Here is a 24735-nt window from a genome sequence, read left to right on the forward strand (position 1 = left end):
ACCCGTTGGAGATTGCCCGTGCCTTTGAATCGCTTGAGCCTCGCTTGGCTGTTGGTGTTGTCCAGTGCTTGCGCCAACGCCCGCGAGTACGCCTACAGCGACGCGCATCTGCATTATGTGGATTTTTTCCAGGAAACGGCGGGCATGCCGAAGCTGCTCCAGGCCATGGCGGACAATCGCATCGAGCATGTGATGATTTCCGGCATTCCGGTGGCCAAGAAATGGCACGAAGACGAACCCAAGCGCCCGCGCTATTACGCGGGTGATGACGCCGATGCCTACTGGTTCAGCGCGACAGACGTCATCGTCGCCGGTGCCGTGAACACACTCACTCCCGAACAGCGTCAGTACTTTCACCCGTTCCTGTCAGGCTTCAACCCCAACGACAAAAACTCCGTGGCGCATATCCAGCGCATGCTCGACCTCAATCCGGGCCTGTGGCAGGGCATTGGCGAAGTCTTCACTCGCCATGATGACCTGACCGCCCTGACTTCGGGCGACACGCCGCGGGCCAACAACGAGGCCATGACGCGGATCTATCACCTCGCGGCCGAGAACGACTTGCCGGTGATGCTGCACTCCAACATCACCTCCAAGCGTGAGAAAAATCCGCTGTATCTGTCGGAAGTCGAAGAGCCGCTGCGTAATCATCCCCATACACGCTTCATCTGGGCTCATGCCGGCACCAGTGCAGAGATTCATCGGCACCAGACCCGGCTCGATTTTTTGTTGCCGACCCTGACGCGAATGCTGGAAGCCTACCCCAATCTGTTCGTCGACCTGTCCTGGAGCATGCTGACGCCTTACCTGTTGGATGAGCAGGGCAAGCCTCGGGATGAGTGGGTGAAGCTGGTGGAGCGCTTCCCGGATCGCTTCATGCTCGGGTCCGATGTGGTGGGACGTTTCAACAAGCTCGGTAAGGAAATGCGCAGCTTCGACCCGTTTCTCGATGCCTTGCCTGAGGATGTTGCCCGGAAAGTCGCGCGGGATAATTTCCTGGCGATCTTGCCGCGCACTGTCTCAAGGTGACCACAAAAATTGCGCAGGTTCTGTTCCGCCAGACGAAAAAAAGCCCCGCATTGCGGGGCTTTTTCATGTCGGTCCGGATCAGCTGCCTTTGACAGCCTTGCCGTTGACCGTACCGTCGAGGAGCATGATGTTGTACTCCTTGCCGTCGGTTTCAACCTGTTGCAGACGGACCAGCAGGTAATCCCAGTCCTTGGCGAACCACAGCACGGTGATGCGTTTGCTTTGTGTCGGGTCGCGCACGCGCTCGACCTTGATCGCATCGATCTGGCCAGCCTTGGTGTCGACTTTTTCCGAGCCCAGCACGCGGAAGTCATAGGTATCGACTTCGCCATCATCGACAACCTGATAGCTCATGCTTTTTTTGCCGGCGGCCACGTCGTGTTGCAGAGCCAGCTGATAAGTGGATTTGTCGACCATGCCGCGGTTGAGCGGGATCTTGACCGGGTCGCCGCGATCGGTGCCGGTGACCAGCTTGTTGGTCCAGTCGAAGTCCAGGTCGGCTTTCTTGGCTTTGCCCAGGCCGCCACGTTCGAAGTGGTAGGACTGCGGCAGCAAAGTGTCTTTGTCCAGGGTCAGGGTGCTTTCTTCGGTCAGGCTGGCAATCATCATCGACGCCTTGAAGCTGAGCTTCCAGACGCCGTTGGCTTGCTTGGTCAGGCTTCGTTCAGCGGTGCCGCTCATGGGCAGCTGCTTCCAGTCGGCGGTGTAGCTGGCGGAGAAAGGTTGAAGTTCTGCAGCCTGCGCAAAGGGCAGGGCGAGCAGAGCGCAAGCGAAGAGCAGGGCGCGACGCATAAAATCTCCTAGGTTCGAATCAAGTGGCCGCTGGCCGCGAGTAACTTCCCATCCAGTAAAGCACCTTGCTCGCCGAGTGATAAACGGCCTTCGGCAAACCAGCGCACAGCCATCGGGTAGATCAGGTGTTCCTGGGTGTGGACTCGCTGCGCCAGACTCTGCGGCGAATCACCCAACTCTACCGGTATTACTGCCTGTACGACCAGTGGTCCGCCATCGAGTTCCTCGGTGACGAAGTGCACGGAGCAGCCGTGTTCAGTGTCTCCGGCATCCAGCGCGCGCTGATGAGTGTGTAACCCTTTGTATTTGGGCAGCAGCGAGGGATGGATATTGAGCAGGCGACCCGCGTAGTGGCGCACGAAGTCAGCGCTCAGAATGCGCATGAAACCGGCCAGTACCACGAGTTTTGGATTGAAGGCGTCGATCAGTTCGATCAGCGCGGCATCGAAGGCTTCGCGGCCTTCGAAAGCCTTGTGATCCAGGGAGCGGGTGTCGATACCCGCGTCCCTGGCGCGTTGCAGGCCGTAGGCGTCGGCGCGGTTGGAAATCACCGCAGCAACACGGGCCGGGCTGTCGCCGGTCCGCGTGCTGTCGATCAAGGCCTGCAAGTTACTGCCGGTGCCGGACAACAGCACCACCACATCACAGGTCTGGGACATCAATGAGCCTTGAGGTTCTTCAGTTCAACCTGAGCCGCGCCTTCGGCAGCGGTGGAGATCTGACCGATGACCCAAGGCTGCTCGCCAGCTTCACGCAGGACGTTCAGCGCGGTTTCAACGTGCTCTTGAGCCACGCAGATAACCATGCCCACGCCGCAGTTCAGCACACGGTGCATTTCGTTTTCGTCGACATTGCCTTTTTCTTGCAGCCAGTCGAACACGGCAGGACGGGTCCAGCTCGCAACGTCAACCACCGCTTGGGCGCCTTTTGGCAGAACGCGCGGGATGTTGTCCAGCAGGCCGCCACCGGTGATGTGGGCCATGGCCTTGACGGCGCCGGTGTCCTTGATCAGCTTGAGCAGCGGCTTCACGTAGATGCGGGTCGGAGCCATCAGCAGGTCGGTCAGCGGCTTGCCGTCGAGCTGGATGTTTTCGATGTCTGCGCCGGACACTTCGATGATCTTGCGGATCAGCGAGTAGCCGTTGGAGTGCGGGCCGGAAGACGGCAGGGCGAGCAGGGCATCGCCGGCAGCAACTTTCGAACCGTCGATGATTTCGGATTTTTCCACGACGCCGACGCAGAAGCCGGCCAGGTCGTAATCTTCGCCTTCGTACATGCCAGGCATTTCAGCGGTTTCGCCGCCGACCAGGGAGCAGCCGGACAGTTCGCAGCCTGCGCCGATGCCGGTCACGACCTGGGTCGCGGTTTCGACGTTCAGTTTACCGGTGGCGTAGTAGTCGAGGAAGAACAGCGGCTCGGCGCCGCAAACCACCAGGTCATTCACGCACATGGCAACCAGGTCGATGCCGATGCTGTCGTGCTTGTTCAGGTTCAGCGCCAGGCGCAGCTTGGTGCCGACGCCGTCAGTACCGGAAACCAGCACTGGCTGCTTGTAGCCGGCCGGGATTTCGCAGAGGGCGCCAAAACCGCCCAGGCCGCCCATGACTTCCGGGCGCGCAGTGCGCTTGGCGACGCTCTTGATGCGTTCGACCAATGCTTCACCGGCGTCGATGTCTACACCGGCGTCCTTGTAGCTCAGGGAGGGTTGCTTGCTCATGATCCAGGCCTTTAGGGGGGATTCAGGGGTAACGACCGAGTTCAGTGGGACCACTTGAACAGGCGAGGGCAATTGCCGAGCGCATGTTTCAGGGAGCCCGGCTGTTGCCGGTCTGCGAAGGCGCGCGATTTTATCAGGCTTGAAGGGCAGCGGCCATCCTCAGGCCGACAGCAGGGGCATATCGGCTCAAAAAAACCTTTATTGCTCGTGTTGGTAGCCTCCCACATGGCTGTATAAAGGTATCGCTAGTAACCGTCTATCGTTATGACAGTGCGAAAAACTACCCAGAACGTGTGAATGTTTTACGCCGGGCGATGGTCACAGCCTTGCTCGATTGTCTTCATGCGGTCTGTTCCAGCCGCTCTTGTCGTCAGGAATCCTCCATGCGTTTTCTTTCTAAATGTTTATTTATGGGCTGTTTGTCATTGTTCAGCCTGGCGAGTCATGCCGAAACCGTCAAAAATTTGTACCAGGTGCGTCAGCCTGTCAGCGGGCAATCCCCGGAGGTGCGCGATCAAGCGACCCAGCAAGCGCTGGATACGCTGGTATTGCGCCTGACCGGCGACCCCAAGTCGGCGCAAAGTCCTGGGCTGGCGGCGATCCGCAAGGACCCGCAGCAGATCATCAGTCAGTACGGGTTTGAGGCCGGTCCGCCGGAAGTACTAAAAGTCGATTTCGATCCGGCGAGCACCGAACAGGCATTGCGCCGTGCCGGGCTCTCTCTGTGGGGCGCGAATCGGCCGTCGATCCTCAGCTGGTGGTTGAACGACTCCGCCGAAGGTTCGAGTCTGGTAGGCGATGGCCAGGCCAGCGCTGCGCCTCTGCGCCGCGCGGCGCAACACCGGGGTCTGCCGTTGCGTCTGCCGCTGGCCGATCTGAATGAGCAGATCGTCGCCACCGCGCCGAATCTGGAGGGCGCGGACCCGGCGCCGTTGCGTGGTGCGTCGGAGCGCTACAACGCCGATGCCCTGCTGGCGGTGCATGCCGCTGAAGAGGGCGGCCAATGGCAAGCCAAGTGGCGCTTGTGGTTGGGCGATCAGAAGGAGGCGGGCAGCGTGCAGGGCGCGGATCAGGCCGCCGTGGCCGATGCGGTGATGCTGGCGGTCAGTGAGCGTCTGGCGCCGCGGTTTGTCGTCAAGCCAGGTGCTTCGAGCGAGCAATTGCTCGAAGTGCAAGGCATGAACCTGGAGCGCTATGCGGCGCTTGGGCGTTTGCTGGAGCCCTTTGGCGGGCGTCTGCAAAGCGTCGACGGCGACCGGATTCTCTATCGGGTCAATGGCAGCGTCGAGCAGTTGAAGGCGCAATTGTCGCTGGCCAGGTTGCAGGAGGTTCCTGCCGATCAGGCGTCAGCCCCCGCGACGCCTGTTCAGCCTGCCGCTGACGGTTCGGTGCCTGCGGTCGCGCCCACGCCGAAACCGACGCCACAGTTACGTTTTCGTTGGTAAGTTTTTCTTTCCTTATATAGAAGCAGGAGCGGTACATGGCCGATACGCGGCGTTGGTTCTGGTTGGGTGGGGTGGTTCTGCTCTGCGTGTTTGTCTGGCTGTTGCATCCGATCCTCACACCCTTCCTGGTGGCGTTGCTGCTGGCCTATCTGTTTGATCCGCTGGTGGATCGGCTGGAGAAGGCCGGCCTGTCACGGACCTGGGGCGTGGTGGCGGTGTTTGCGCTGTTCACCTTGATCTTCACAACATTGCTGCTGGTGTTGGTGCCTATGCTCGCCAAGCAATTGTTTCGCTTGTACGAGCTGACGCCGCAGATGCTCGACTGGTTGCAGCACAGCGCACTGCCGTGGGCGCAATCGAAATTCGGGCTGTCGGATGGTTTCTGGAAATTCGACAAGCTCAAGGCGGCAATCAGCGAACACATGGGCCAGACCACTGACATCGTCGGCGTGGTGCTGAGTCAGGCGACAGCTTCCGGGCTGGCGTTGATCGGTTTACTGGCCAATCTGGTGCTGATTCCGGTAGTGAGTTTCTACCTACTGCGGGACTGGGACCTGATGATGGCCAAGATCCGCAGCCTGCTGCCCCGTGATCGCGAAGAGCGCGTCGTGACCCTGGCCGGTGAGTGCCATGAAGTGTTGGGGGCATTTGTGCGCGGTCAGTTGCTGGTGATGGTGGCGCTGGGCGTGATTTACGCGGCGGGCTTGATGCTGGTGGGGCTGGAGTTGGGGCTGTTGATCGGTCTGATTGCCGGGCTGGCCGCGATCGTGCCGTACATGGGATTCGTGATCGGGATTGGCGCGGCGTTGATTGCCGGTCTGTTTCAGTTCGGTGGTGATCTGTATCCCATGATCGGCATCGTTGCAGTGTTCATGATCGGCCAGGCACTGGAAGGCATGGTGCTGACGCCGTTGTTAGTGGGGGATCGGATCGGTCTGCACCCGGTGGCCGTGATCTTCGCGATCTTGGCCGGTGGCGAGCTGTTCGGTTTTACTGGCGTGCTGCTCGCGTTGCCGGTGGCAGCGGTGATCATGGTGCTGGTGCGCCATGTGCATGATTTATATAAGGATTCTGGTATGTACAGCGGTGTCGACGAACCTGAGCTGTAAGGTTCGCTGAGGGCGCGTAGCGGGCGACCTGGTTCAGGGTCAGGTTGACCCGTCTCGTTCGCACGACCATCAGCGATGGCGCCAAAGAAACTGTCACAAAACCAGTGCGTTAACGCAAACCTTTGATTTTGCTTGTGGTCTGTCGCATTGTGCGACCCGCTTCACGGGTATAAACTTCGCAAACTTTACACAGAGGCCACTAACGGTTCCTTTGGAACTGTTCAGTCAGCATGAAACCGATTCAGCTGCCCCTAGGTGTGCGTCTGCGTGATGACGCTACCTTTATCAATTACTACCCAGGCGCCAATGCCGCTGCACTCGGCTATGTCGAGCGGCTATGCGAAGCCGACGCCGGCTGGACCGAAAGCCTGATTTATCTCTGGGGCAAGGACGGGGTAGGGCGTACGCACTTGTTGCAGGCGGCTTGCCTGCGCTTCGAACAGCTGGGGGAGCCGGCGGTTTATCTGCCGTTGGCCGAGCTGCTGGATCGCGGCATCGAAATTCTCGACAACCTCGAACAATACGAACTGGTCTGCCTGGATGATTTGCAGGCAGTTGCCGGGCGGGCGGATTGGGAAGAGGCGTTATTTCATCTGTTCAATCGTCTGCGTGATAGCGGTCGGCGCCTGCTGATTGCCGCTTCGACCTCACCGCGTGAACTGCCAGTCAAGCTGGCGGACCTCAAATCCCGCCTGACCCTCGCGCTGATCTTTCAGATGCGTCCGCTTTCCGACGAAGACAAATTGCGTGCCTTGCAACTGCGCGCTTCCCGTCGTGGCCTGCACCTGACCGACGAAGTCGGGCATTTTATTCTGACTCGCGGTACTCGCAGCATGAGTGCGCTTTTCGAGCTGCTTGAACGTCTCGATCAGGCCTCCCTTCAAGCTCAGCGCAAGCTGACAATCCCTTTCCTTAAGGAAACGTTGGGCTGGTAAAGTCCCTATTCCTTGCGGCTTTCGGCATATTTCGGGCGTAAGAAAATCCACTTTCCTACAAGGTTGCAGGCTGCGCGAACGTCTAAAACGGGCTTGAGCGCTTAGATGGAAACGAGAAACCGATAAGTCACATAAAGTTCGATTGAATTTGCAAATGAGTTTGATAGCGGGCATAGTCGCGGCTTCTTTAAAACTATCAGCCACGGTCGTGCCCATGCTAAATCGCTTTGCACCCCTCGTGCCCCTCGCACTCGTTACCCTGTTGTTCGGTTGCGCTGCCCACTCCCCAGTGTCCCAGCAAGAGCAACAACAGCAGGTTAAAACTCCAGTTACCGCACAGTCATCTTCCGTTCTTTTCCAGGAAGAACTCGCAACCGATAAAGAACTGGCAGACTTCGCCGATGGCAAGTCGTACCAGCTTCCGGTTCTTGCTGACAGCATCCTCGAACGTGGCATGTCCCTGATCGGTACCCGTTACCGTTTCGGCGGCACCTCCGAAGCCGGTTTCGATTGCAGCGGTTTTATCGGTTATCTGTTTCGTGAAGAAGCCGGCATGAATCTGCCACGCTCTACCCGCGAAATGATCAACGTGGACGCCCCGTTGGTGACTCGAAGCGATCTGAAACCAGGTGATCTGTTGTTCTTCGCTACCAATGGTCGTCGCGGTCGTGTCAGTCACGCCGGGATCTACCTCGGTGACAACCAGTTCATCCACTCCAGCAGCCGCCGCAGCGGTGGTGTCCGGATCGATAGCCTGGGCGACAGCTACTGGAGCAAGACCTTCATCGAAGCCAAGCGCGCACTCGCGATGGCCCCGAATACGTCCCCGGCGATCGTCACGGCACGCAAGTAAGCGGACAGTTTGTAAGGTGAACTTAAAGTCTTACTTGAAGTTTGCCGCGTAGCCGCTAGAATCCTGATCTATTATTGATGGCAAACCGCCTGCGTCACGCGCAGGCGGTTTTCTTTTCTGTCCTCCCGGCAGAAAAAGCCGCAGCCAGATCAGGATGTTCTGCTTATGACGACGTCGGCCCGCCTCGCAATCATGTTCTTCGCAGCGCTGCTCAGCGCGTGCGCCAGCCGCACACCGCCACCTGCCCCGGTGGTTCGCGCTCCCCTTGTTTTCGGTCCTTCCCAAGCCTTTTCCCCGGCGGCGGAAGACGTGCTGTTTCGTGCGCTCGGCCTGGTGGGTACGCCTTATCGCTGGGGGGGCAACACGCCGGATTCGGGCTTCGATTGCAGCGGTCTGATCGGCTACGTCTACCGCGACGTCACAGGTATTGCCCTGCCGCGCACCACGCGCGAGATGATCAGCATGCAGGCAGCCAGTGTGGGCAAGGAAGGCCTGCAAACCGGTGACCTGATCTTCTTCGCCACCAATGGCGGCTCCCAGGTGAGTCATGCAGGGATCTATGTCGGCGAAGGCCGCTTCGTCCATGCGCCAGCCACCGGTGGCACGGTCAAGCTCGACAGCTTGTCCAAAGCCTACTGGCAGAAAGCCTATCTGAGCGCCAAGCGCGTCCTGCAACCTGAGCACTTGGCACATAACCCGTAGACCGCGGAGGTTGTCATGACCGCTCGCACGCTCAATCTCGACGATTCCCTGTATCAATACCTGCTCGACGTTTCCCTAAGGGAAACGCCGCTGCTCAAGCGCTTGCGCGACGAAACCCAGGCGCTGCCCATGGCGCGCTGGCAGGTGGCGCCGGAGCAGGGGCAATTTCTCGCTTTGCTGGTAAAGCTCACTGGCGCCAGGCGTCTGCTGGAAGTCGGCACCTTCACCGGTTACAGCGCCTTGTGCATGGCGGCTGCATTGCCGGATGACGGCTCGCTGATCTGCTGTGATATTCCCGGCGACTACAACGCCACCGCGCGCCGTTATTGGCAGGAGGCGGGGCTTGCCGAGCGGATTGAACTGCGTCTGGCCCCCGCGTTGGACACACTCGCGGAGCTTGAACAGCAAGGGCAGGGCGGACAGTTCGATCTGATCTTCATCGATGCCGACAAGGCCAATTACCCGACCTATCTGGAACATGCATTGCGCTTGCTGCGGGTCGGCGGTCTGGCGGTGTTCGATAACACGCTGTGGAGCGGGCGGGTGCTTGAGGAGAATTCTGACAGCGAAGACACCCGAGCCATCCAGGCGCTCAATTGCGCCTTGAAGGATGACGTGCGAGTGGATCTGTCGTTGTTGCCACTGGGTGATGGGTTGACGCTTTGCCGCAAACGCTAAGCGCTGATCCGTTGTGGGAGCGGGCTTGCTCGTGAAAGCGGTCTTTCAGCCAACATCATTGTTGAATGTGAAACAGCTTTCGCGAGCAAGCCCGCTCCCACAGGGTGATGTGTTTCGCCGGGACGGTTTATTTAGTCGCAGACACGCGCCACACCTTGTTCCCCACATCATCCGCCACCAGCAGGCCACCCTGCTGATCGATCACTACACCCACCGGACGACCCATGGCTTTTTCGTCGTCAGTGAGGAAGCCAGTGAGCACATCCACCGGCTGCCCGGTCGGTTTGCCGGCGCTGAACGGCACGAAAATCACTTTGTAGCCGCTGTGTGGTTTGCGATTCCAGGAGCCGTGCTGGCCGATGAATGCGCCCTCCTTGAACTGCGTCGGCAATGTGTTGCCTTCAGCAAATGTCAGGCCCAGTGACGCGGTGTGCGGGCCGACCGCGTAGTCCGGCGCAATGGCTTTGGCCACCAGCTCCGGATTCGGCGGCGTCACGCGGACATCGACATGTTGGCCGTAGTAGCTGTAAGGCCAGCCGTAGAACCCGCCGTCCTTCACTGAAGTGATGTAGTCCGGTACCAGGTCGCTGCCGATTTCGTCCCGCTCATTGACGGCCGTCCACAATGCGCCGCTCTGAGGCTCCCAGGCCAATCCATTCGGGTTGCGAATTCCCGAAGCGAAGATCCGATGGTTGCCGGTGGCGCGGTCCACTTCCCAGATCGCCGCGCGACCTTCTTCCTGATCCATGCCGTTTTCGCCGACGTTGCTGTTGGAGCCGACCGTGACGTACAGCTTGCTGCCGTCCTTGCTGGCGATGACGTTTTTGGTCCAGTGGTGATTCAGCGTCCCACCCGGCAGGTCGACCACTTTTATCGGCTGCGACTTGATCGCCGTATCGCCATTTTCATAGTGGAAACGCAGCAAGCGGTCGGTGTCGGCGACGTACAGGTCATTGCCGACCAGGGTCATGCCGAAAGGCGAGTTGAGGTTTTCCAGGAACACCGTGCGGGTTTCAGCGATGCCGTCGTGGTCTTTGTCCCGCAACAGTGTGATGCGGTTCGGACTGGGGACGGCGGCCCCTGCGCGGCTCATGACTTTGTCCATGACCCAGCCGCGAATGCCTTTGCCGTCATCGGGTTTGGGCGGTGCGTTGGTTTCGGCGACCAACACGTCACCGTTGGGTAGCACGTAGAGCCAGCGCGGGTGATCAAGGCCTTCAGCAAATGCCGCCACCTGAGTCCCTGTGGCGGCGGTGGGTTTCGTGCCGTCCGGCCAGCCGATCGCCGGGGCGATGTTCACCGTCGGGATCAGGGTCTTGTTCGGTTCTGGCAGCTTGGGCGACGGTCCGGTGCCGTCGGAGACTTGCAGGCTGGAGGTTTCACCACAGGCGGCGAGCCCTCCGGCGAGCGCGATAACAAAAACGAACTGAGGCTTGCGCATGCTGATCTTCCCTATGAATGCAGTGACCTGATCAATAGAGAAGCATGAAGACGCGATGGTTCAACCGGTCAGCCGCGGGCTTCCTTGATCAGCACGGCGATGCCGGGGTGGTAGTTGCCGGCTTCGTTGCGCAACTTGCGGTAGGCGTAGGGGAAATACCAGGCCACCGCGCAGGAATTTTCCTTTTGCAGGTCGTCGACCATGTCCTGAAGCTCTTCCGGTGTGGCGCTTTGCTGGGCTTTTTGCGGTGCGACGAACAGGCAGCCCAGTTTCAGGTCGCTGGCGTAGCTGATTCTCTTCGCGTCGCTGGTGATGTCGACCAGGGCTTGGGTCAGGTTCAGGCTGTTGACCCGTGGCCAGCGCTGTGTGGTTTGAAGGTAAGCGCGTTGTTCGGCAGTGGCGATAAACAGGTCGGCACGGCTGTTACGCTCGCCTTCTTCGGTCTGTTTGCGGGTCGGCGATTGTTGCAGCGTGACCATTTCCGCCATCCAGGCTGCGGCGGAGAGCAGGCCCAGGTTGGCTTTTTCGTCGAACCAGTAAGGCGTGTCGTTATCACCGCGAACGGCGTTGTAACGGTCGATACAGTCAAACCAGCGTTCCAGCACCGGGCGCAGGAATTCCAGCTTCGGATTGCTGATGATCATGCCTTGCATGTGGCTTACCCTTGTTATTGTGGTGTAGGTTTGTGGCTCTTTGATATCACTGCCGAGAGTGTGGCACAAGATTGACATCAATCAGGTGATCGACGGCAGTTATTCACTCAGCGACGTCCTGTCTTCAATTGACGCTCCACCCCCAACCCTCTAACCTTCGCGGCTTGTTTCAGGTGCTCTGTGGCTGAGGTCGACAGAGTGAAACAGGGAAGTCGGTGAGTGGCTATCTTCAAGCGACGAAGAGTCATGATCCCGACGCTGCCCCCGCAACGGTAAATGAGTAAAGATTGCGCCTTGAGCCACTGTGTCGACTGTCGACATGGGAAGGCGCGCAGTCAGGCTTAACGCCGCTCATGAGCCCGGAGACCGGCCTGATTCATCCAGCGGCATCACGGTGGGCGATGCCAGGCTTCTTGCCGTCTATTCTTGTGCCTGCCCGCCGTTATCCAGCCTCAACGGAGAGCTCCCCATGACTGATACCCCCGATCGTGACGAACGCCATCTGGCGCGCATGCTGCGCAAAAAAGCCGTGATCGACGAACGCATCGCCAACTCCCCGAATGAATGCGGCCTGCTGCTGGTGCTGACCGGCAACGGCAAAGGCAAGAGCAGCTCGGCCTTCGGCATGCTCGCCCGGTCCCTGGGGCACGGCATGCAGTGCGGCGTGGTGCAGTTCATCAAGGGCCGCAACAGCACCGGCGAAGAATTGTTCTTCCGCCGCTTCCCGGAGCAAGTGCGATTTCATGTGATGGGCGAGGGTTTTACCTGGGAAACCCAGGACCGCCAGCGTGACATCGCCGCTGCCGAAGCCGCCTGGGCTGTGTCCCAGGAACTGCTGCGCGATCCGTCCATCGGCCTGGTGGTGCTCGATGAATTGAACATCGCTCTGAAACACGGTTACCTCGACCTCGATCAAGTCCTTAGCGATCTGCAGGCGCGTCCGCCGATGCAGCACGTGGTTGTGACCGGTCGCGGCGCCAAACCGGAAATGATCGAACTGGCTGACACCGTCACTGAAATGGGCGTGATCAAGCACGCGTTTCAGGCCGGTATCAAAGCGCAAAAAGGCGTTGAGCTGTGAATCAACCACGTCATTGCCCGGCGGTATTAATTGCCGCGCCGGCCTCCGGTCAGGGCAAGACCACCGTGACTGCCGCGCTGGCCCGTTTGCACCGCAATCAGGGGCGCAAGGTCCGCGTATTCAAATGCGGCCCGGACTTTCTCGATCCGATGATTCTCGAGCGCGCCAGCGGTGCGCCGGTCTATCAATTGGACATGTGGATGGTTGGCGAGCAGGAAAGTCGCCGGTTGTTGTGGGAAGCGGCGGGCGAAGCCGATCTGATCCTGATCGAAGGCGTCATGGGCCTGTTCGACGGTACGCCGTCCAGTGCTGACCTGGCGCGACACTTCGGTGTGCCGGTGCTTGCTGTGATCGACGGCACCGCCATGGCGCAGACGTTTGGCGCACTGGCGTTGGGGCTGGCGCGCTATCAGCCGGATTTGCCGTTTGCCGGGGTGTTGGCCAATCGCGTTGGCACGTTGCGTCACGCGCAGTTGCTCGAAGGCAGCCTGACTGAAGGCCTGCGCTGGTACGGCGCCTTGTCCCGAGAAACCGGGATCGAATTACCGAGCCGTCACTTGGGGCTGGTTCAGGCCAGCGAGTTGAATGATCTGGACGTGCGTCTGGATGCGGCGGCCGATGCCCTGGCCAGCAGCTGCGAGGTCGCGCTGCCACCAGCGGTGGAATTCGCCGCCCCTGATGTGATCGCGGCAGAGCCCTTGTTGGCCGGCGTACGGATTGCCGTGGCCCGTGACGAGGCGTTTGCCTTTACCTATGGCGCGAGCCTGGATTTGCTGCGGGCCATGGGCGCCGAGTTACTGTTTTTCTCGCCGATTCGTGACGCAAGTTTGCCGGAGGCAGACAGCCTGTACTTACCGGGCGGATACCCCGAATTGCACCACGTGGCGCTTTCACAGAACATCACGATGCTGGCCGAGATCCGCGCGCACCATGGCGCTGGCAAACCGTTGTTGGCCGAGTGTGGCGGCATGCTTTATCTGCTCGATTCGTTGACCGACGTCGAGGGCACTCGCGCTGAACTGGTCGGTCTGCTGGCAGGGGATGCGGTGATGCAAAAACGTCTTGCCGCACTGGCCTTGCAAGCGGTCGAGCTGCCTGAAGGTTCGTTGCGCGGGCACACCTATCACCATTCCCTGACCAGCACAGAGCTTGAGCCGATTGCCCGAGGCTTGAGCCCTAACGGCGGACGTGGGGCGGAGGCGGTTTATCGTCAGGGGCGGATGACGGCCTCTTATGTGCACTTTTATTTTCCGTCCAATCCAACGGCGATTGCCGCGCTGTTTACGCCTGATCTTCAGGCCGCCTTCGCGAGCAAGCCCGCTTCCACAATGGATCATCCAAACCCTGTGGGAGCGGGCTTGCTCGCGAAGAGGCCATGACCGACAACGCCTTCTCCGAAGCCGAACGCGAAGCGGTTTATCGCGCGATCGCCGAGCGCCGCGACATGCGCCACTTCAGCGGCGGTACGGTCGAACCCGAACTGCTGCGACGCCTGCTCGAAGCCGCGCACCAGGCACCGAGTGTCGGCCTGATGCAGCCCTGGCGATTCATCCGCATCAGCGATCGAACCCTGCGCGGCAAGATCCAGCGACTGGTGGAAGAAGAACGCATCCGCACCGCCGAAGCCCTCGGTGAGCGTTCCGACGAGTTCATGAAGCTCAAAGTCGAAGGCATCAACGATTGCGCCGAGGTCCTGGTCGCCGCGCTGATGGACGATCGCGAGCGGCATATCTTTGGCCGTCGCACCTTGCCGGAAATGGACATGGCGTCGCTGTCCTGTGCGATTCAGAACCTGTGGCTGGCCTCCCGCGCCGAAGGACTGGGCATGGGCTGGGTGTCGCTGTTCGAGCCACAAGCGCTGGCGGACCTGCTGGGTTTGCCCGCCGGAGCCAAGCCGATGGCGATTCTTTGCCTCGGTCCGGTCAAGGAATTCTATCCGGCGCCGATGCTGGTGCTCGAAGGCTGGGCGCAGGCGCGGCCGCTGAGCGAATTGTTGTATGAGAATTACTGGGGAGTGAGTCAATGAGTGTGGCGTTATTGAGTGTCGCCGCGGTTGCGCTGGATGCGCTGCTGGGTGAACCCAAACGCTGGCATCCGCTGGTGGCATTCGGCCGTTTTGCCGACCGCATCGAGCAACGTTTTAACGGTGAAGGGCGCGGCTGGCGCAGTCATGGCGTCACCGCCTGGGTGATCGCCGTGTTGCCGCTGACTTTACTGGCCACGGCGTTTTCCTGGGCGCCTTATGTCGGCTGGATCGTCGAAATTCTCGTGCTCTACTGCGCGCTCGGCATGCGCAGCCTCGGCGAGCATGTCGAGCCGGTGGCCAAAGCCTTGCGCAGTGATGATCTGGACGAAGCCCGCACTCGCGTGGGCTATCTGGTCAGCCGCCAGACCAGCGAACTGGATAAAACCGAAGTCGCTCGCGCCGCGACCGAATCGGTCCTGGAGAACGGCAGTGACGCGGTGTTTGCCGCCCTGTTCTGGTTCGCCGTGGCGGGAGCGCCCGGTGTGGTGCTCTACCGGTTGAGCAACACCCTCGACGCCATGTGGGGCTATCGCAACGAACGCTTCGAGCGTTTCGGTTGGGCGGCGGCAAAGGTCGACGACGTGCTCAACTACATTCCTGCACGTCTGGTGGCGTTGACCTACGCGCTCCTGGGCAAAACCCGACTGGCATTGAAGTGCTGGCGTACACAGGGCCCGACCTGGGACAGCCCGAATGCCGGCCCGGTGATGGCGGCGGGCGCCGGTGCGTTGGGCGTCGAGTTGGGCGGGGCGGCGATTTATCACGGTGAACTGCATCAGCGTCCGCCACTGGGCGAGGGCGTGCCGGCGGATGCTGACTCCATCGACCGTGGCTGGCAATTGGTCCAGCGCGGCGTATGGTTATGGCTGCTGATTCTCTGCGTGGGGGCTGAATTCTATGCTTGAGCACGGTGGGCGGTTGCGTAAGGCTGCGCTCGAATACGGCATCGCCGAAGCCGATTGGCTGGACCTGTCCAGCGGCCTCGCGCCTTGGCCGTTTCCGGTCCCGGACATTTCGTTGCGAGCCTGGGCGCGATTGCCGGAAACCGATGACGGTCTGGAGCAGGCGGCCTGCGATTACTACGGTGCTGCCCAGGTGCTGCCGGTGGCCGGTTCGCAAATGGCGATCCAGTTGCTGCCGCGTTTGCGTCGGGTCGGCAAGGTCGGCGTACTGTCGCCGTGTTACGCCGAGCACGCCGAAGCCTGGCGCCGCAGCGGCTACATCGTGCGTGAAGTGCTGGAGCAGGAAGTTGACTTCTTTCTCGACAGCCTCGACGTGCTGGTGGTGGTCAATCCGAACAATCCCACGGGCCTTAGCCTGACCCCGAGTCGCTTGCTCGACTGGCATTCACGACTGGCCCAGCGCGGTGGCTGGCTGGTGGTGGACGAGGCGTTCATGGACAACACGCCGCAGCTGAGCCTGGCGCCGTTTGCTCATCAGGTCGGTTTGGTCGTGCTGCGTTCCTTCGGCAAGTTTTTCGGCCTGGCCGGTGTGCGGCTAGGGTTTGTGCTGGCGGAGCGCAAGTTGCTCAAGTTACTGGCCGAACAAGTGGGGCCATGGGCGGTCAGCGGGCCGACCCGAGTCGTGGGGCAAGCCTGCCTGCAGGATATCGAAGGGCATGCCCGTCAACGGGAGCGCACCGAAGTGGCCAGCGAGCGACTGGCACGGCTGCTTGAGCAACACAGTTTTAAACCCCAGGGCGGTTGCGCCCTATTTCAATGGATTACCACCGAACGCGCCGAAGAACTGCATGATTTCATGGCCCGGCGCGGCATTCTGCTGCGGTTGTTCACGCTCAACAGCAGCCTGCGTTTTGGCTTGCCCGCCGATGAAGCTGACTGGACACGTCTCGCGCAAGCGTTCGACGCCTACGCCAAGGAATCCCAATGACCACATTGATGGTGCAAGGCACTACATCGGACGCCGGCAAAAGCACGCTGGTGACGGCGTTGTGTCGCTGGGCCACGCGCCAGGGCGTTAGCGTGGTGCCGTTCAAACCGCAGAACATGGCGCTCAACAGTGCCGTGACCGCCGACGGTGGCGAAATCGGCCGGGCGCAAGCCGTGCAGGCCCAGGCCGCCAACCTTGAACCGCACACCGACATGAACCCGGTGCTGCTCAAACCGAACAGCGACACCGGCGCCCAAGTGATCATCCATGGTCGCGCCGTCACGACGATGAACGCCGTCGCCTATCACGACTACAAAGCCATCGCCATGCAAGCGGTGCTCGCTTCCCATGAACGATTGAGCGCGGCCTATCCGCTGGTGATGGTCGAAGGCGCAGGCTCGCCGGCCGAGATCAATCTGCGCGCCGGCGACATCGCCAACATGGGTTTTGCCGAAGCGGTGGACTGCCCGGTGGTGCTGATCGCCGACATCAATCGCGGCGGGGTTTTCGCGCATCTGGTGGGCACCCTGGAACTGCTGTCGTCCACCGAACAAGCGCGAGTCAAAGGGTTCATCATCAACCGCTTTCGCGGTGACATTGCCTTGCTGCAACCGGGCCTCGACTGGCTGGAAGAGCGCACCGGCAAACCAGTGATTGGCGTGTTGCCTTACGTGATGGACCTGCATCTGGAAGCCGAGGATGGCATCGATCAACGCCAGACCGACAAGGCCGACCAGGTGCTGAAAGTGCTCGTGCCGGTGCTTCCACGCATCAGCAACCACACTGATTTCGACCCGCTGCGCCTGCACCCGCAAGTGGATCTGCAATTCATCGGCCCCGGACAGCCGATTCCTCCCGCCGACCTGATGATTCTTCCCGGATCGAAAAGCGTGCGCGGTGACCTCGCGTATCTGCGAGCCAATGGTTGGGACACCGCCATCTCTCGTCACCTGCGTTACGGCGGGAAGTTATTGGGCATCTGCGGTGGTCTGCAAATGCTTGGCGAGCAGGTGCATGACCCGTTGGGCCTCGAAGGCGCACCGGGTTCCAGTGCAGGTTTGGGTTTGCTGGCGTTCGAGACGCAGCTCGAAGAAGAGAAGCAATTGCGCAACGTGCGCGGGCGCCTGGCGCTGGAAGACGCACCGGTCAGCGGCTATGAAATCCATGCTGGCGTGACCACCGGGCCGGCGCTGGAAAACGCCGCCGTGCAGTTGGATGACGGTCGCTGTGATGGTGCGCAAAGTGTCGATGGGCAAATATTCGGCACGTATCTACATGGCCTGTTTGAATCGCCAGAGGCGTGCAGTGCGCTGTTGCGCTGGGCGGGTTTGCAGGATGTGCAGGAAGTGGATTACCACGGGTTGCGTGAGCGGGATATCGAGCGGCTGGCGGATCTGGTGGAGCAGCATCTGGATACCCGGCTGTTGCGTGAACTTTGCGGGTTTTGAGGTGGTTGCATGCTCGCGAAGGCGTCAGTCGTCTCACAGAAGATTTTAAGGAATGAACCATGCTGCAACTGATCCTCGGCGGCGCCCGCTCCGGCAAGAGTCGCCTGGCTGAAAAACTCGCCTGCGACAGTGGTCTGGCAGTGACCTACATCGCCACCAGCCAACCCCTTGACGGCGAAATGAAAGAACGGGTCACCCATCACCGCGCCCGGCGTCCAGCCGAATGGGGGTTGATCGAAGAACCCCTGGAGCTCGCCCGCATCCTTCGTGAAAACGCCAGCACCGAACGCTGCCTGCTGGTGGATTGCCTGACCCTGTGGCTGACCAATCTGCTGATGCTCGACAACACCGAGCGCCTGATCGCCGAGCGTGATGCCTTGCTGGACTGCCTGGCATCGTTGCCGGGTGAAATCATTTTCGTCAGCAATGAAACCGGAATGGGTGTCGTGCCGCTGGGCGAATTGACTCGCCGCTATGTCGATGAAGCCGGCTGGCTGCATCAAGCTTTGGCTGAACGCTGTCAGCGAGTTGTCCTGACCGTTGCCGGCCTGCCCCTGACTTTGAAAGGAACTGCGTTATGACTCAATCCTGGTGGCTGAACCCGTGCCAGCCGATCGATGCCCAAGCGGTCGAGCAGGCCGAGGCGCGTCAACAGCAGTTGACCAAACCTGCCGGCTCTCTCGGTCGGCTCGAATCGGTGGCGGTGCAATTGGCCGGGTTGCAGGGACGGGTCAAACCGAGTCTGGATCAGTTGTGGATCGCGATTTTTGCCGGTGACCATGGTGTGGTCGCCGAAGGGGTGTCGGCATTTCCCCAGGAAGTCACCGGGCAGATGCTGCACAACTTCGTCAACGGTGGTGCGGCGATCAGCGTGCTGGCGCGGCAGCTCGGGGCATCCCTTGAAGTGGTTGACCTTGGCACGGTTACGCCTTCGTTGAATCTGCCGGGCGTGCGTCACCTGAACATCGGGCCGGGCACTGCGAACTTTGTCGAAGGTCCGGCCATGACTCAGGCTCAGGGCGAACTCGCTTTGCAGGCTGGCCGCGCCAGTGCGCTTCGCGCCATCGCGGCAGGTGCTCAATTGTTTATCGGCGGTGAGATGGGCATCGGCAACACTACGGCTGCCAGCGCGTTGGCGTGTGCGCTGCTGGATTGCCCGGTGGTGTATCTGACCGGTCCGGGAACCGGGTTGAACGCGGCGGGTGTCAGTCATAAAGCGCAGGTTATCGAGCGCGCCTTGGCAGTGCATGGCGCTGAGCGTGGCGATGCGTTGCAAACCCTGTTCAACCTCGGCGGTTTCGAAATCGCCGCGCTGGTCGGCGCCTATCTGGCGTGTGCCCAGGAAGGTGTCGCGGTGCTGGTGGACGGGTTCATCTGCAGCGTTGCCGCGTTGGTGGCCGTGCGCTTGAATCCTGAGTGCCGCCAGTGGCTGTTGTTTGGTCATCGCGGTGCCGAGCCGGGTCATCGTCATGTGCTGGAAACCCTCAACGCCGAACCGTTGCTGGACCTCGGCCTGCGTCTGGGCGAGGGCAGCGGGGCGGCGTTGGCGGTGCCGTTGCTGCGTCTGGCCTGTGATCTTCACGGGCAGATGGCGACCTTCGCCGAAGCGGCCGTGGCGGATCGCCCGGCATGACGTTGCGTCTCGATCTATTACGCCACGGCGAAACCGAACTCGGCGGTGGCCTGCGCGGCAGTCTCGACGATGCGCTGACCGAAAAGGGTTGGGAGCAGATGCACGCGGCGGTGATCCAGCAGGGGCCTTGGGATCGCTTGGTCAGTTCGCCATTGCAGCGCTGTGCGCAGTTCGCAGAAGAACTCGGTGCACAACTGGGATTGCCAGTGCAGTTGGATAAAGATCTGCAGGAGCTGCACTTCGGCGCCTGGGAAGGGCAGAGCGCGGCGGCACTGATGGAAACCGATGCCGAGGCGTTGGGATTGTTCTGGGCCGACCCTTATTCGTACACGCCGCCCGACGGCGAGCGGGTTGAGGATTTTTCCACGCGAGTGCTGGCGGCGGTTGAGCGTTTGCATGATGTGTGTGCGGGCGAGCGGGTGTTACTGGTCAGCCATGGCGGCGTCATGCGGTTGCTGCTGGCGCAGGCGCGGGGATTGCCACGGGAGCAGTTGCTCAACGTTGAAGTCGGTCACGGCGCGCTGTTTTCGCTGTCAATCGAGGCTGGCGGACTGTTAAAGGAATCGCTTTGACCATGTTGCCGTTCTGGATCGCCCTGCAATTTCTGAGCAGTCTGCCGATTCGCCTGCCAGGCATGCCGGCGCCTCAAGAGCTGGGTCGTTCGCTGCTGTTTTATCCGCTGGTGGGGCTGTTGTTCGGCGGGATTTTGTGGGCGTTGAACTGGTTGTTGCTCGGTACGCCGTTGCTGCTTCACGCGGCGCTGCTGCTGACGGTTTGGGTGTTGCTCAGCGGTGCGCTGCATCTGGACGGTCTGGCCGATAGCGCCGATGCGTGGCTCGGAGGCTTCGGCGACCGAGAGCGCACGCTGACCATCATGAAAGACCCTCGCAGCGGGCCGATTGCGGTCGTGACGCTGGTGCTGGTGTTGCTGCTTAAATTCGCGGCATTAGTGGCATTGATCGAGCAACAGCACGCGGCTGTCCTGATCGTCGTTCCATTGATTGGCCGTGCTGCGCTGTTGGGGCTGTTTCTGACGACGCCTTATGTGCGAGCCGGTGGGTTAGGGCAGGCGTTGGCCGATCATTTGCCGCGTTTGGCGGGTAAGCAGGTATTGGCGGTCAGTGCGTTGGCTTGTGTGCTGATGGCTGGCTTCAGTGGTGTTTTTGCTGTGGTGCTGGCGACGCTGGTATTCGTTTGGTTGCGACAGGTGATGCTGCGCCGGTTGGGCGGGACGACGGGTGATACGGCGGGGGCGATGCTGGAATTGCTGGAGGCTGCGGTGCTGGTGGGGCTTGTGTTGGTCAGGTGATTTATGATGTGGATGTTCTGGCGCCTTCGCGAGCAAGCCCGCTCCCACAGTAGGGTGGTGGTATGCCGCTATTGTGTGAACAATGCAAAAAACCTGTGGGAGCGGGCTTGCCCGCGAAGGCGATCTACCCTACAAAATAATTTTTGAAACTTGCATTCATTTAACCGCGGGTATATACACGCATCATGCTCGAATCCCAATGTTTATGCATCAACCTGCGTCGCGCCGCCCGTGGCGTCAGCAGGCACTATGACGGCGCTCTCGACGGCTTCGGGATCAACGTTGCCCAGTATTCTCTGCTGTGTAATTTGCAGCGTCTGGATCAACCAAGCATTTCCACCCTGGCCGAGGCGATGGGGCTGGATCGCAGCACCCTGGGGCGCAATCTGCGTGTGCTGGAGGGCGAAGGCCTGGTGATGCTGGTCGAGGGCGAGGACATGCGCAATCGCATCGTCCGGTTGACCGAGGCCGGTGCCGAGCGGCTGGCGGCAGCCTTGCCAGCCTGGGAAGCAGCGCAACAGCGGCTGGTTGACCGTCTGGGGGCCGAGAAACGCGAAACCTTACTGAAGTTGCTGGACGAACTGGCTTGATGCCGGTTTGTTCGACCTTAAGCGGGTATATACCCGCTACCGGAGAACAAGAATGACATCGATGTGGCGTACGTGCGGTTGGGTTCTGTTGGGGAGTGCGCTGATCCTTGCGTTGTCTCTGGGTATACGCCATGGCTTCGGGCTGTTTCTGGCACCGATGAGTGCCGAGTTCGGCTGGGGGCGTGAGGTGTTCGCTTTCGCCATCGCCCTGCAGAACCTGATCTGGGGCCTGGCCCAACCTTTCACCGGTGCGCTGGCCGACCGCTTCGGCGCGGCGAAAGTGGTGTTGATCGGTGGCGTTCTGTACGCGCTGGGCCTGGTGTTCATGGGCCTGTCTGACTCGGCGGTGACCTTGTCCCTGAGTGCCGGCCTGTTGATCGGTATCGGTCTGTCGGGCACGTCGTTTTCGGTGATTCTCGGGGTGGTCGGACGCGCGGTGCCGCCGGAGAAACGCAGCATGGGCATGGGCATCGCGAGTGCCGCCGGTTCTTTCGGCCAGTTCGCCATGTTGCCGGGTACGCTGGGGTTGATCGGCTGGCTTGGCTGGTCCGCGGCGTTGCTGGTGCTGGGCCTGCTGGTGGCATTGATCGTGCCGTTGGTGAGCATGCTCAAGGACAAGCCATTACCGGTGCTCGGCCATGAACAAACCCTGTCCGAAGCGCTGCGTGAGGCTTGCTCCCATTCGGGGTTCTGGCTGCTGTCGTTCGGCTTTTTTGTCTGCGGTTTCCAAGTGGTATTCATCGGCGTGCACTTGCCGGCCTATCTGGTGGATCAGCATCTGCCGGCGACCGTCGGCACCACGGTGCTGGCGTTGATCGGGCTGTTCAATATTTTTGGTACTTACACCGCAGGCTGGCTCGGTGGGCGGATGTCCAAGCCGCGCTTACTCACCGGTCTGTATCTGCTGCGAGCGGTGGTGATTGCGCTGTTCCTGTGGGCGCCGGTGACGACGACAACCGCGTATCTGTTCGGCATGGCGATGGGCTTTTTGTGGCTGTCGACAGTACCCTTGACCAACGGCACCGTCGCGACCTTGTTCGGTGTGCGAAATTTGTCCATGCTCGGTGGGATTGTTTTCCTGTTTCACCAGCTCGGATCGTTCCTCGGCGGCTGGTTGGGCGGGGTGGTGTACGACCGAACCGGGAGCTATGACTTGATCTGGCAGGTAGCAATTCTCTTGAGTCTAGTGGCCGCCGCCCTGAACTGGCCGGTGCGTGAACAGCCCGTGGCGCGCCTGGAAACCCGGTTGAGCGCGACATGAACAGTCTCTGGCCGCGGATCGCCATTGTTGCTGGCGGCGCCTTGTTGCTCGGCCTGGCGTGGTGGGGCTGGCATCAAGGCGGGCTGGCCTTGATGCAGCTGGGCATGGGTGCTTGCTAGCGGGTGGCGAGGGCGAGTAACTTCACGTTGACGATGACTGAAGGATCACCGACATGCTGATGCGCTGGCTGGCAGTTCCCGCGTTACTGGTCGCGTTTACCGGATTGGCTCAAGCGGCAGAGTGCCCGGACCTTTTGCAAGGTTCGTTGCCCAAGCTGCGCGCCAAGGAATCCATCGACCTGTGCCAGCGCTTCGCTGGCAAACCGCTGGTGGTGGTCAATACCGCGAGCTTTTGCGGCTTCGCCCCGCAGTTCAAAAGCCTGGAGGCGCTGAATCAGCGTTACAAGGATCAGGGCTTGGAGGTGATCGGCGTTCCGTCCAACGACTTCAAGCAGGAATCCAAGGACGGCGAAGAGACCGCCAAGGTCTGCTACGTGAATTACGGCGTGACCTTCACCATGACCGAACCGCAAAAAGTCCGTGGTGACGGTGCGACGCACTTGTTCAAGATCCTCGCCAAGCAGACCAGCGCACCGAAGTGGAACTTCTACAAATATGTGGTCGATCGCCAAGGCAAGGTGATCGCCAATTTTTCCAGCCTGACCAAGCCTGACGATCCCGAGTTCATCGAAGCCGTGGAGAAAGCCCTGGCTTCACAACCCCTGGCTTCGACACCCTGATCGACGCTCACTAAAAAGCCCCGCCTCTGTACAAGAGAGCGGGGCTTTTTCAGTTCAGGCGGCGAGGGTTGAGGCTCGCCGTGAATCATCAGAAGCGGTAGGTCGCGCCAACACCAAAGCCGTTCGCATAGTTTTCGTACTTGGCGTTGTAGTTCTGGCCACGGTTGTTGCTGTTGTTGACCTTGACCGACTCCTCGCGAAGGTACGAATACGCTACGTCGATGGTCAGGTCGTCGGTCGGGCTCCAGCCAGCGCCCAGGCTGAAAATCTTGCGATCGCCCGTCGGGATGCGTGGGGAGCGGTCGACGTTGTTGGTCGGCGCCTGGTCGATGGACAGACCGGTACGCAGTACCCATTGCTTGTTCAACTGGTAGGAAGCACCGATGGCGTGAGCCCAGGTGTCATGCCAGTTCTGATCTTCGGTGATGTGACCGAACTGACCGTTCAGGACAGCTGGCACGCCGCTGTTTTCGACGGTGATCTCTTTCAGGCGGCTCCAGCGAGTCCAGGTGCTGCCTGCGTAGAGAGTCCACTGGTCGTCCAGCTGATGAGTTACCGAGAAGTCGACCGATTCAGGAGTGGTCAGGTCCAGCGACGCGTCGTATTTCTGGCTTGGGTTTTGACCCAAGGCCCCGAGGAGTGCGTAGTCGACCTTGGTGTCGCCCTCGAGCTTGTACTTCACTTTCGAGTGGTAGGTCAGGCCGACGCGTGTGCTGTCGGTGGCTTGAACCAGGATACCGATGTTGTAGCCGAGCGCGGTGTCGTCACCCTTGATCTTGACGTTGCCGTCCGGTGCGAGCGGGTTCAGCGACAGTTTCGATTCGAGGGTGCCGTCAATGCGGTTGATGGTCGGACCGAAACCGATCGACACCTTGTCGTTGAAGGCGTAGCTGACGGTTGGCTGAACGGTGACAACGGTCACTTCGCTCTTACTGCCGAAATAACGGCCGGCAAAGCCGTTTTCGTAGTCGGTCACCAGGCCGAACGGAGCGTAGATGCCGACACCGAATGCCCAATGCTCATCGATAGGCTTGACGTAGTAGCCCATCGGCACGGCAATGAATGGAACCATGTCGCCGTCGTTGGTACCGCCGTTCGGGCGGGAGCTGGCATCGCTGATGTCGGTGTGTGCGTCGAGCAGTGCAGCACCGCCGGTGACTTGTTCACGCTTGAGGCGCGACATGCCGGCAGGGTTGCCAAAAATGGTGCTTGCGTCATCGGCAGATGAAGATCGCCCGGCAAAACCTGTACCCATCCCGCTGATACTTTGTTCGTTGATGGCAAAGCCAGCTGCGAAAATCTGGGTGGATGCCAAGGCAACGGCGAGACTAAGGGTGGTTTTGAGCATTACTTTTTTCATTATTAGAACTCCTGGTGATCACCGGGGCGAAAATTACCAACATT

At 60.5% G+C, this 24735-nt stretch carries 27 protein-coding genes and 1 riboswitch; of the genes, 21 read left to right on the forward strand and 6 right to left on the reverse strand.

Annotated elements, in window-relative coordinates; translation table 11 throughout:
• Positions 1-18 precede the first annotated feature (18 nt).
• Positions 19-1029, forward strand: coding sequence for an amidohydrolase family protein (locus ACA055_RS08145; protein ID WP_497683161.1), 1011 nt, complete (start codon positions 19-21; stop codon positions 1027-1029).
• A 78-nt stretch (positions 1030-1107) separates the two neighbouring features.
• Here the strand turns inward: ACA055_RS08145 and ACA055_RS08150 are convergent, their stop codons facing one another.
• From ACA055_RS08150 to purM, 3 genes are read right to left on the reverse strand one after another with little or no spacing between them, the layout of a single operon-like run.
• Positions 1108-1821: a DUF3108 domain-containing protein gene (locus ACA055_RS08150; protein WP_497683162.1), complete on the reverse strand. Its 714-nt coding sequence runs from the start codon at positions 1819-1821 to the stop codon at positions 1108-1110.
• 8 nt (positions 1822-1829) lie between these two features.
• Complete coding sequence (purN, locus tag ACA055_RS08155; protein WP_497683163.1) at positions 1830-2480, reverse strand: phosphoribosylglycinamide formyltransferase; 651 nt, start codon at positions 2478-2480, stop codon at positions 1830-1832.
• A complete protein-coding gene (gene purM / locus ACA055_RS08160; protein WP_133836547.1) occupies positions 2480-3538 on the reverse strand; it encodes a phosphoribosylformylglycinamidine cyclo-ligase in 1059 nt (352 codons plus the stop codon). The genes purN and purM overlap by 1 nt, the downstream gene beginning before the upstream one ends.
• 383 nt (positions 3539-3921) lie before the next feature.
• Here purM and ACA055_RS08165 point away from each other — a divergent pair, with 383 nt between their 5' ends.
• The 6 genes from ACA055_RS08165 to ACA055_RS08190 all read left to right on the forward strand — a co-directional run bounded on the left by ACA055_RS08165 (position 3922) and on the right by ACA055_RS08190 (position 9260).
• Positions 3922-4983 carry a DUF2066 domain-containing protein gene (locus ACA055_RS08165; RefSeq protein WP_497683164.1) on the forward strand — a complete coding sequence of 354 codons (1062 nt, stop codon included), beginning with the start codon at positions 3922-3924 and terminating at the stop codon, positions 4981-4983.
• 35 nt (positions 4984-5018) lie between these two features.
• The gene (locus tag ACA055_RS08170) at positions 5019-6092 is read left to right on the forward strand and encodes an AI-2E family transporter (protein ID WP_497683165.1); all 1074 of its coding nucleotides are present in this window, start codon (positions 5019-5021) and stop codon (positions 6090-6092) included.
• Between the two features lie 230 nt (positions 6093-6322).
• On the forward strand, positions 6323-7027 hold the full coding sequence (hda, locus tag ACA055_RS08175) for a DnaA regulatory inactivator Hda (protein WP_008033543.1): 705 nt from the start codon (positions 6323-6325) through the stop codon (positions 7025-7027).
• A gap of 214 nt (positions 7028-7241) precedes the next feature.
• Positions 7242-7880, forward strand: coding sequence for a C40 family peptidase (locus ACA055_RS08180; protein ID WP_497683166.1), 639 nt, complete (start codon positions 7242-7244; stop codon positions 7878-7880).
• 165 nt (positions 7881-8045) lie between these two features.
• Complete coding sequence (locus ACA055_RS08185) at positions 8046-8582, forward strand: C40 family peptidase (protein WP_497683167.1); 537 nt, start codon at positions 8046-8048, stop codon at positions 8580-8582.
• A gap of 15 nt (positions 8583-8597) precedes the next feature.
• Complete coding sequence (locus tag ACA055_RS08190; RefSeq protein WP_497683168.1) at positions 8598-9260, forward strand: O-methyltransferase; 663 nt, start codon at positions 8598-8600, stop codon at positions 9258-9260.
• 127 nt (positions 9261-9387) lie between these two features.
• Here the strand turns inward: ACA055_RS08190 and ACA055_RS08195 are convergent, their stop codons facing one another.
• Together ACA055_RS08195 and ACA055_RS08200 are read right to left on the reverse strand one after the other, a co-directional pair.
• Positions 9388-10701: a PQQ-dependent sugar dehydrogenase gene (locus ACA055_RS08195; RefSeq protein WP_497683169.1), complete on the reverse strand. Its 1314-nt coding sequence runs from the start codon at positions 10699-10701 to the stop codon at positions 9388-9390.
• A 68-nt stretch (positions 10702-10769) separates the two neighbouring features.
• A complete protein-coding gene (locus tag ACA055_RS08200) occupies positions 10770-11354 on the reverse strand; it encodes a hypothetical protein (RefSeq protein ID WP_497683170.1) in 585 nt (194 codons plus the stop codon).
• 154 nt (positions 11355-11508) lie between these two features.
• Positions 11509-11743, forward strand: a riboswitch (cobalamin riboswitch).
• Between the two features lie 80 nt (positions 11744-11823).
• On the opposite strand from ACA055_RS08200, the gene cobO reads away from it, so the two are divergent.
• The 14 genes from cobO to ACA055_RS08270 all read left to right on the forward strand — a co-directional run bounded on the left by cobO (position 11824) and on the right by ACA055_RS08270 (position 23331).
• Positions 11824-12435: a cob(I)yrinic acid a,c-diamide adenosyltransferase gene (gene cobO / locus ACA055_RS08205; protein WP_497683171.1), complete on the forward strand. Its 612-nt coding sequence runs from the start codon at positions 11824-11826 to the stop codon at positions 12433-12435.
• Positions 12432-13814 (forward strand): cobyrinic acid a,c-diamide synthase CobB, encoded by a 1383-nt coding sequence (locus tag ACA055_RS08210; protein WP_497683172.1) that lies wholly within the window; start codon positions 12432-12434, stop codon positions 13812-13814. Before cobO ends, ACA055_RS08210 begins: the two co-directional genes overlap by 4 nt.
• A complete protein-coding gene (gene bluB / locus ACA055_RS08215) occupies positions 13811-14461 on the forward strand; it encodes a 5,6-dimethylbenzimidazole synthase (RefSeq protein ID WP_497683173.1) in 651 nt (216 codons plus the stop codon). Before ACA055_RS08210 ends, bluB begins: the two co-directional genes overlap by 4 nt.
• Entirely contained in the window at positions 14458-15366 is a 909-nt protein-coding gene (gene cbiB, locus ACA055_RS08220; RefSeq protein ID WP_497683174.1) for an adenosylcobinamide-phosphate synthase CbiB, read from the forward strand. Before bluB ends, cbiB begins: the two co-directional genes overlap by 4 nt.
• A complete protein-coding gene (cobD, locus tag ACA055_RS08225) occupies positions 15359-16351 on the forward strand; it encodes a threonine-phosphate decarboxylase CobD (RefSeq protein ID WP_497683175.1) in 993 nt (330 codons plus the stop codon). Before cbiB ends, cobD begins: the two co-directional genes overlap by 8 nt.
• Positions 16348-17799 carry a cobyric acid synthase gene (locus tag ACA055_RS08230; RefSeq protein WP_497683176.1) on the forward strand — a complete coding sequence of 484 codons (1452 nt, stop codon included), beginning with the start codon at positions 16348-16350 and terminating at the stop codon, positions 17797-17799. The genes cobD and ACA055_RS08230 overlap by 4 nt, the downstream gene beginning before the upstream one ends.
• 59 nt (positions 17800-17858) lie before the next feature.
• The gene (gene cobU, locus ACA055_RS08235) at positions 17859-18380 is read left to right on the forward strand and encodes a bifunctional adenosylcobinamide kinase/adenosylcobinamide-phosphate guanylyltransferase (protein WP_497683177.1); all 522 of its coding nucleotides are present in this window, start codon (positions 17859-17861) and stop codon (positions 18378-18380) included.
• Positions 18377-19432: a nicotinate-nucleotide--dimethylbenzimidazole phosphoribosyltransferase gene (cobT, locus tag ACA055_RS08240; RefSeq protein ID WP_497683178.1), complete on the forward strand. Its 1056-nt coding sequence runs from the start codon at positions 18377-18379 to the stop codon at positions 19430-19432. Before cobU ends, cobT begins: the two co-directional genes overlap by 4 nt.
• Positions 19429-20004, forward strand: a complete 576-nt coding sequence (gene cobC, locus ACA055_RS08245) for an alpha-ribazole phosphatase family protein (RefSeq protein WP_497683179.1) — start codon at positions 19429-19431, stop codon at positions 20002-20004. The genes cobT and cobC overlap by 4 nt, the downstream gene beginning before the upstream one ends.
• Positions 20005-20006: 2 nt before the next feature.
• Complete coding sequence (locus ACA055_RS08250) at positions 20007-20741, forward strand: adenosylcobinamide-GDP ribazoletransferase (RefSeq protein WP_497683180.1); 735 nt, start codon at positions 20007-20009, stop codon at positions 20739-20741.
• Positions 20742-20926: 185 nt separating this feature from the next.
• Positions 20927-21331, forward strand: a complete 405-nt coding sequence (locus tag ACA055_RS08255; protein ID WP_497683181.1) for a MarR family winged helix-turn-helix transcriptional regulator — start codon at positions 20927-20929, stop codon at positions 21329-21331.
• A 52-nt stretch (positions 21332-21383) separates the two neighbouring features.
• Entirely contained in the window at positions 21384-22592 is a 1209-nt protein-coding gene (locus tag ACA055_RS08260; RefSeq protein ID WP_497683182.1) for an MFS transporter, read from the forward strand.
• Positions 22589-22711: a hypothetical protein gene (locus tag ACA055_RS08265; protein ID WP_497683183.1), complete on the forward strand. Its 123-nt coding sequence runs from the start codon at positions 22589-22591 to the stop codon at positions 22709-22711. The genes ACA055_RS08260 and ACA055_RS08265 overlap by 4 nt, the downstream gene beginning before the upstream one ends.
• Positions 22712-22764: 53 nt before the next feature.
• The gene (locus ACA055_RS08270; RefSeq protein ID WP_497683184.1) at positions 22765-23331 is read left to right on the forward strand and encodes a glutathione peroxidase; all 567 of its coding nucleotides are present in this window, start codon (positions 22765-22767) and stop codon (positions 23329-23331) included.
• Between the two features lie 88 nt (positions 23332-23419).
• Here the strand turns inward: ACA055_RS08270 and ACA055_RS08275 are convergent, their stop codons facing one another.
• Positions 23420-24691: an OmpP1/FadL family transporter gene (locus ACA055_RS08275; RefSeq protein WP_497683185.1), complete on the reverse strand. Its 1272-nt coding sequence runs from the start codon at positions 24689-24691 to the stop codon at positions 23420-23422.
• Between the last annotated feature and the right edge of the window lie 44 nt (positions 24692-24735).

This window comes from Pseudomonas sp. LBUM1657 (genome assembly GCF_059716075.1).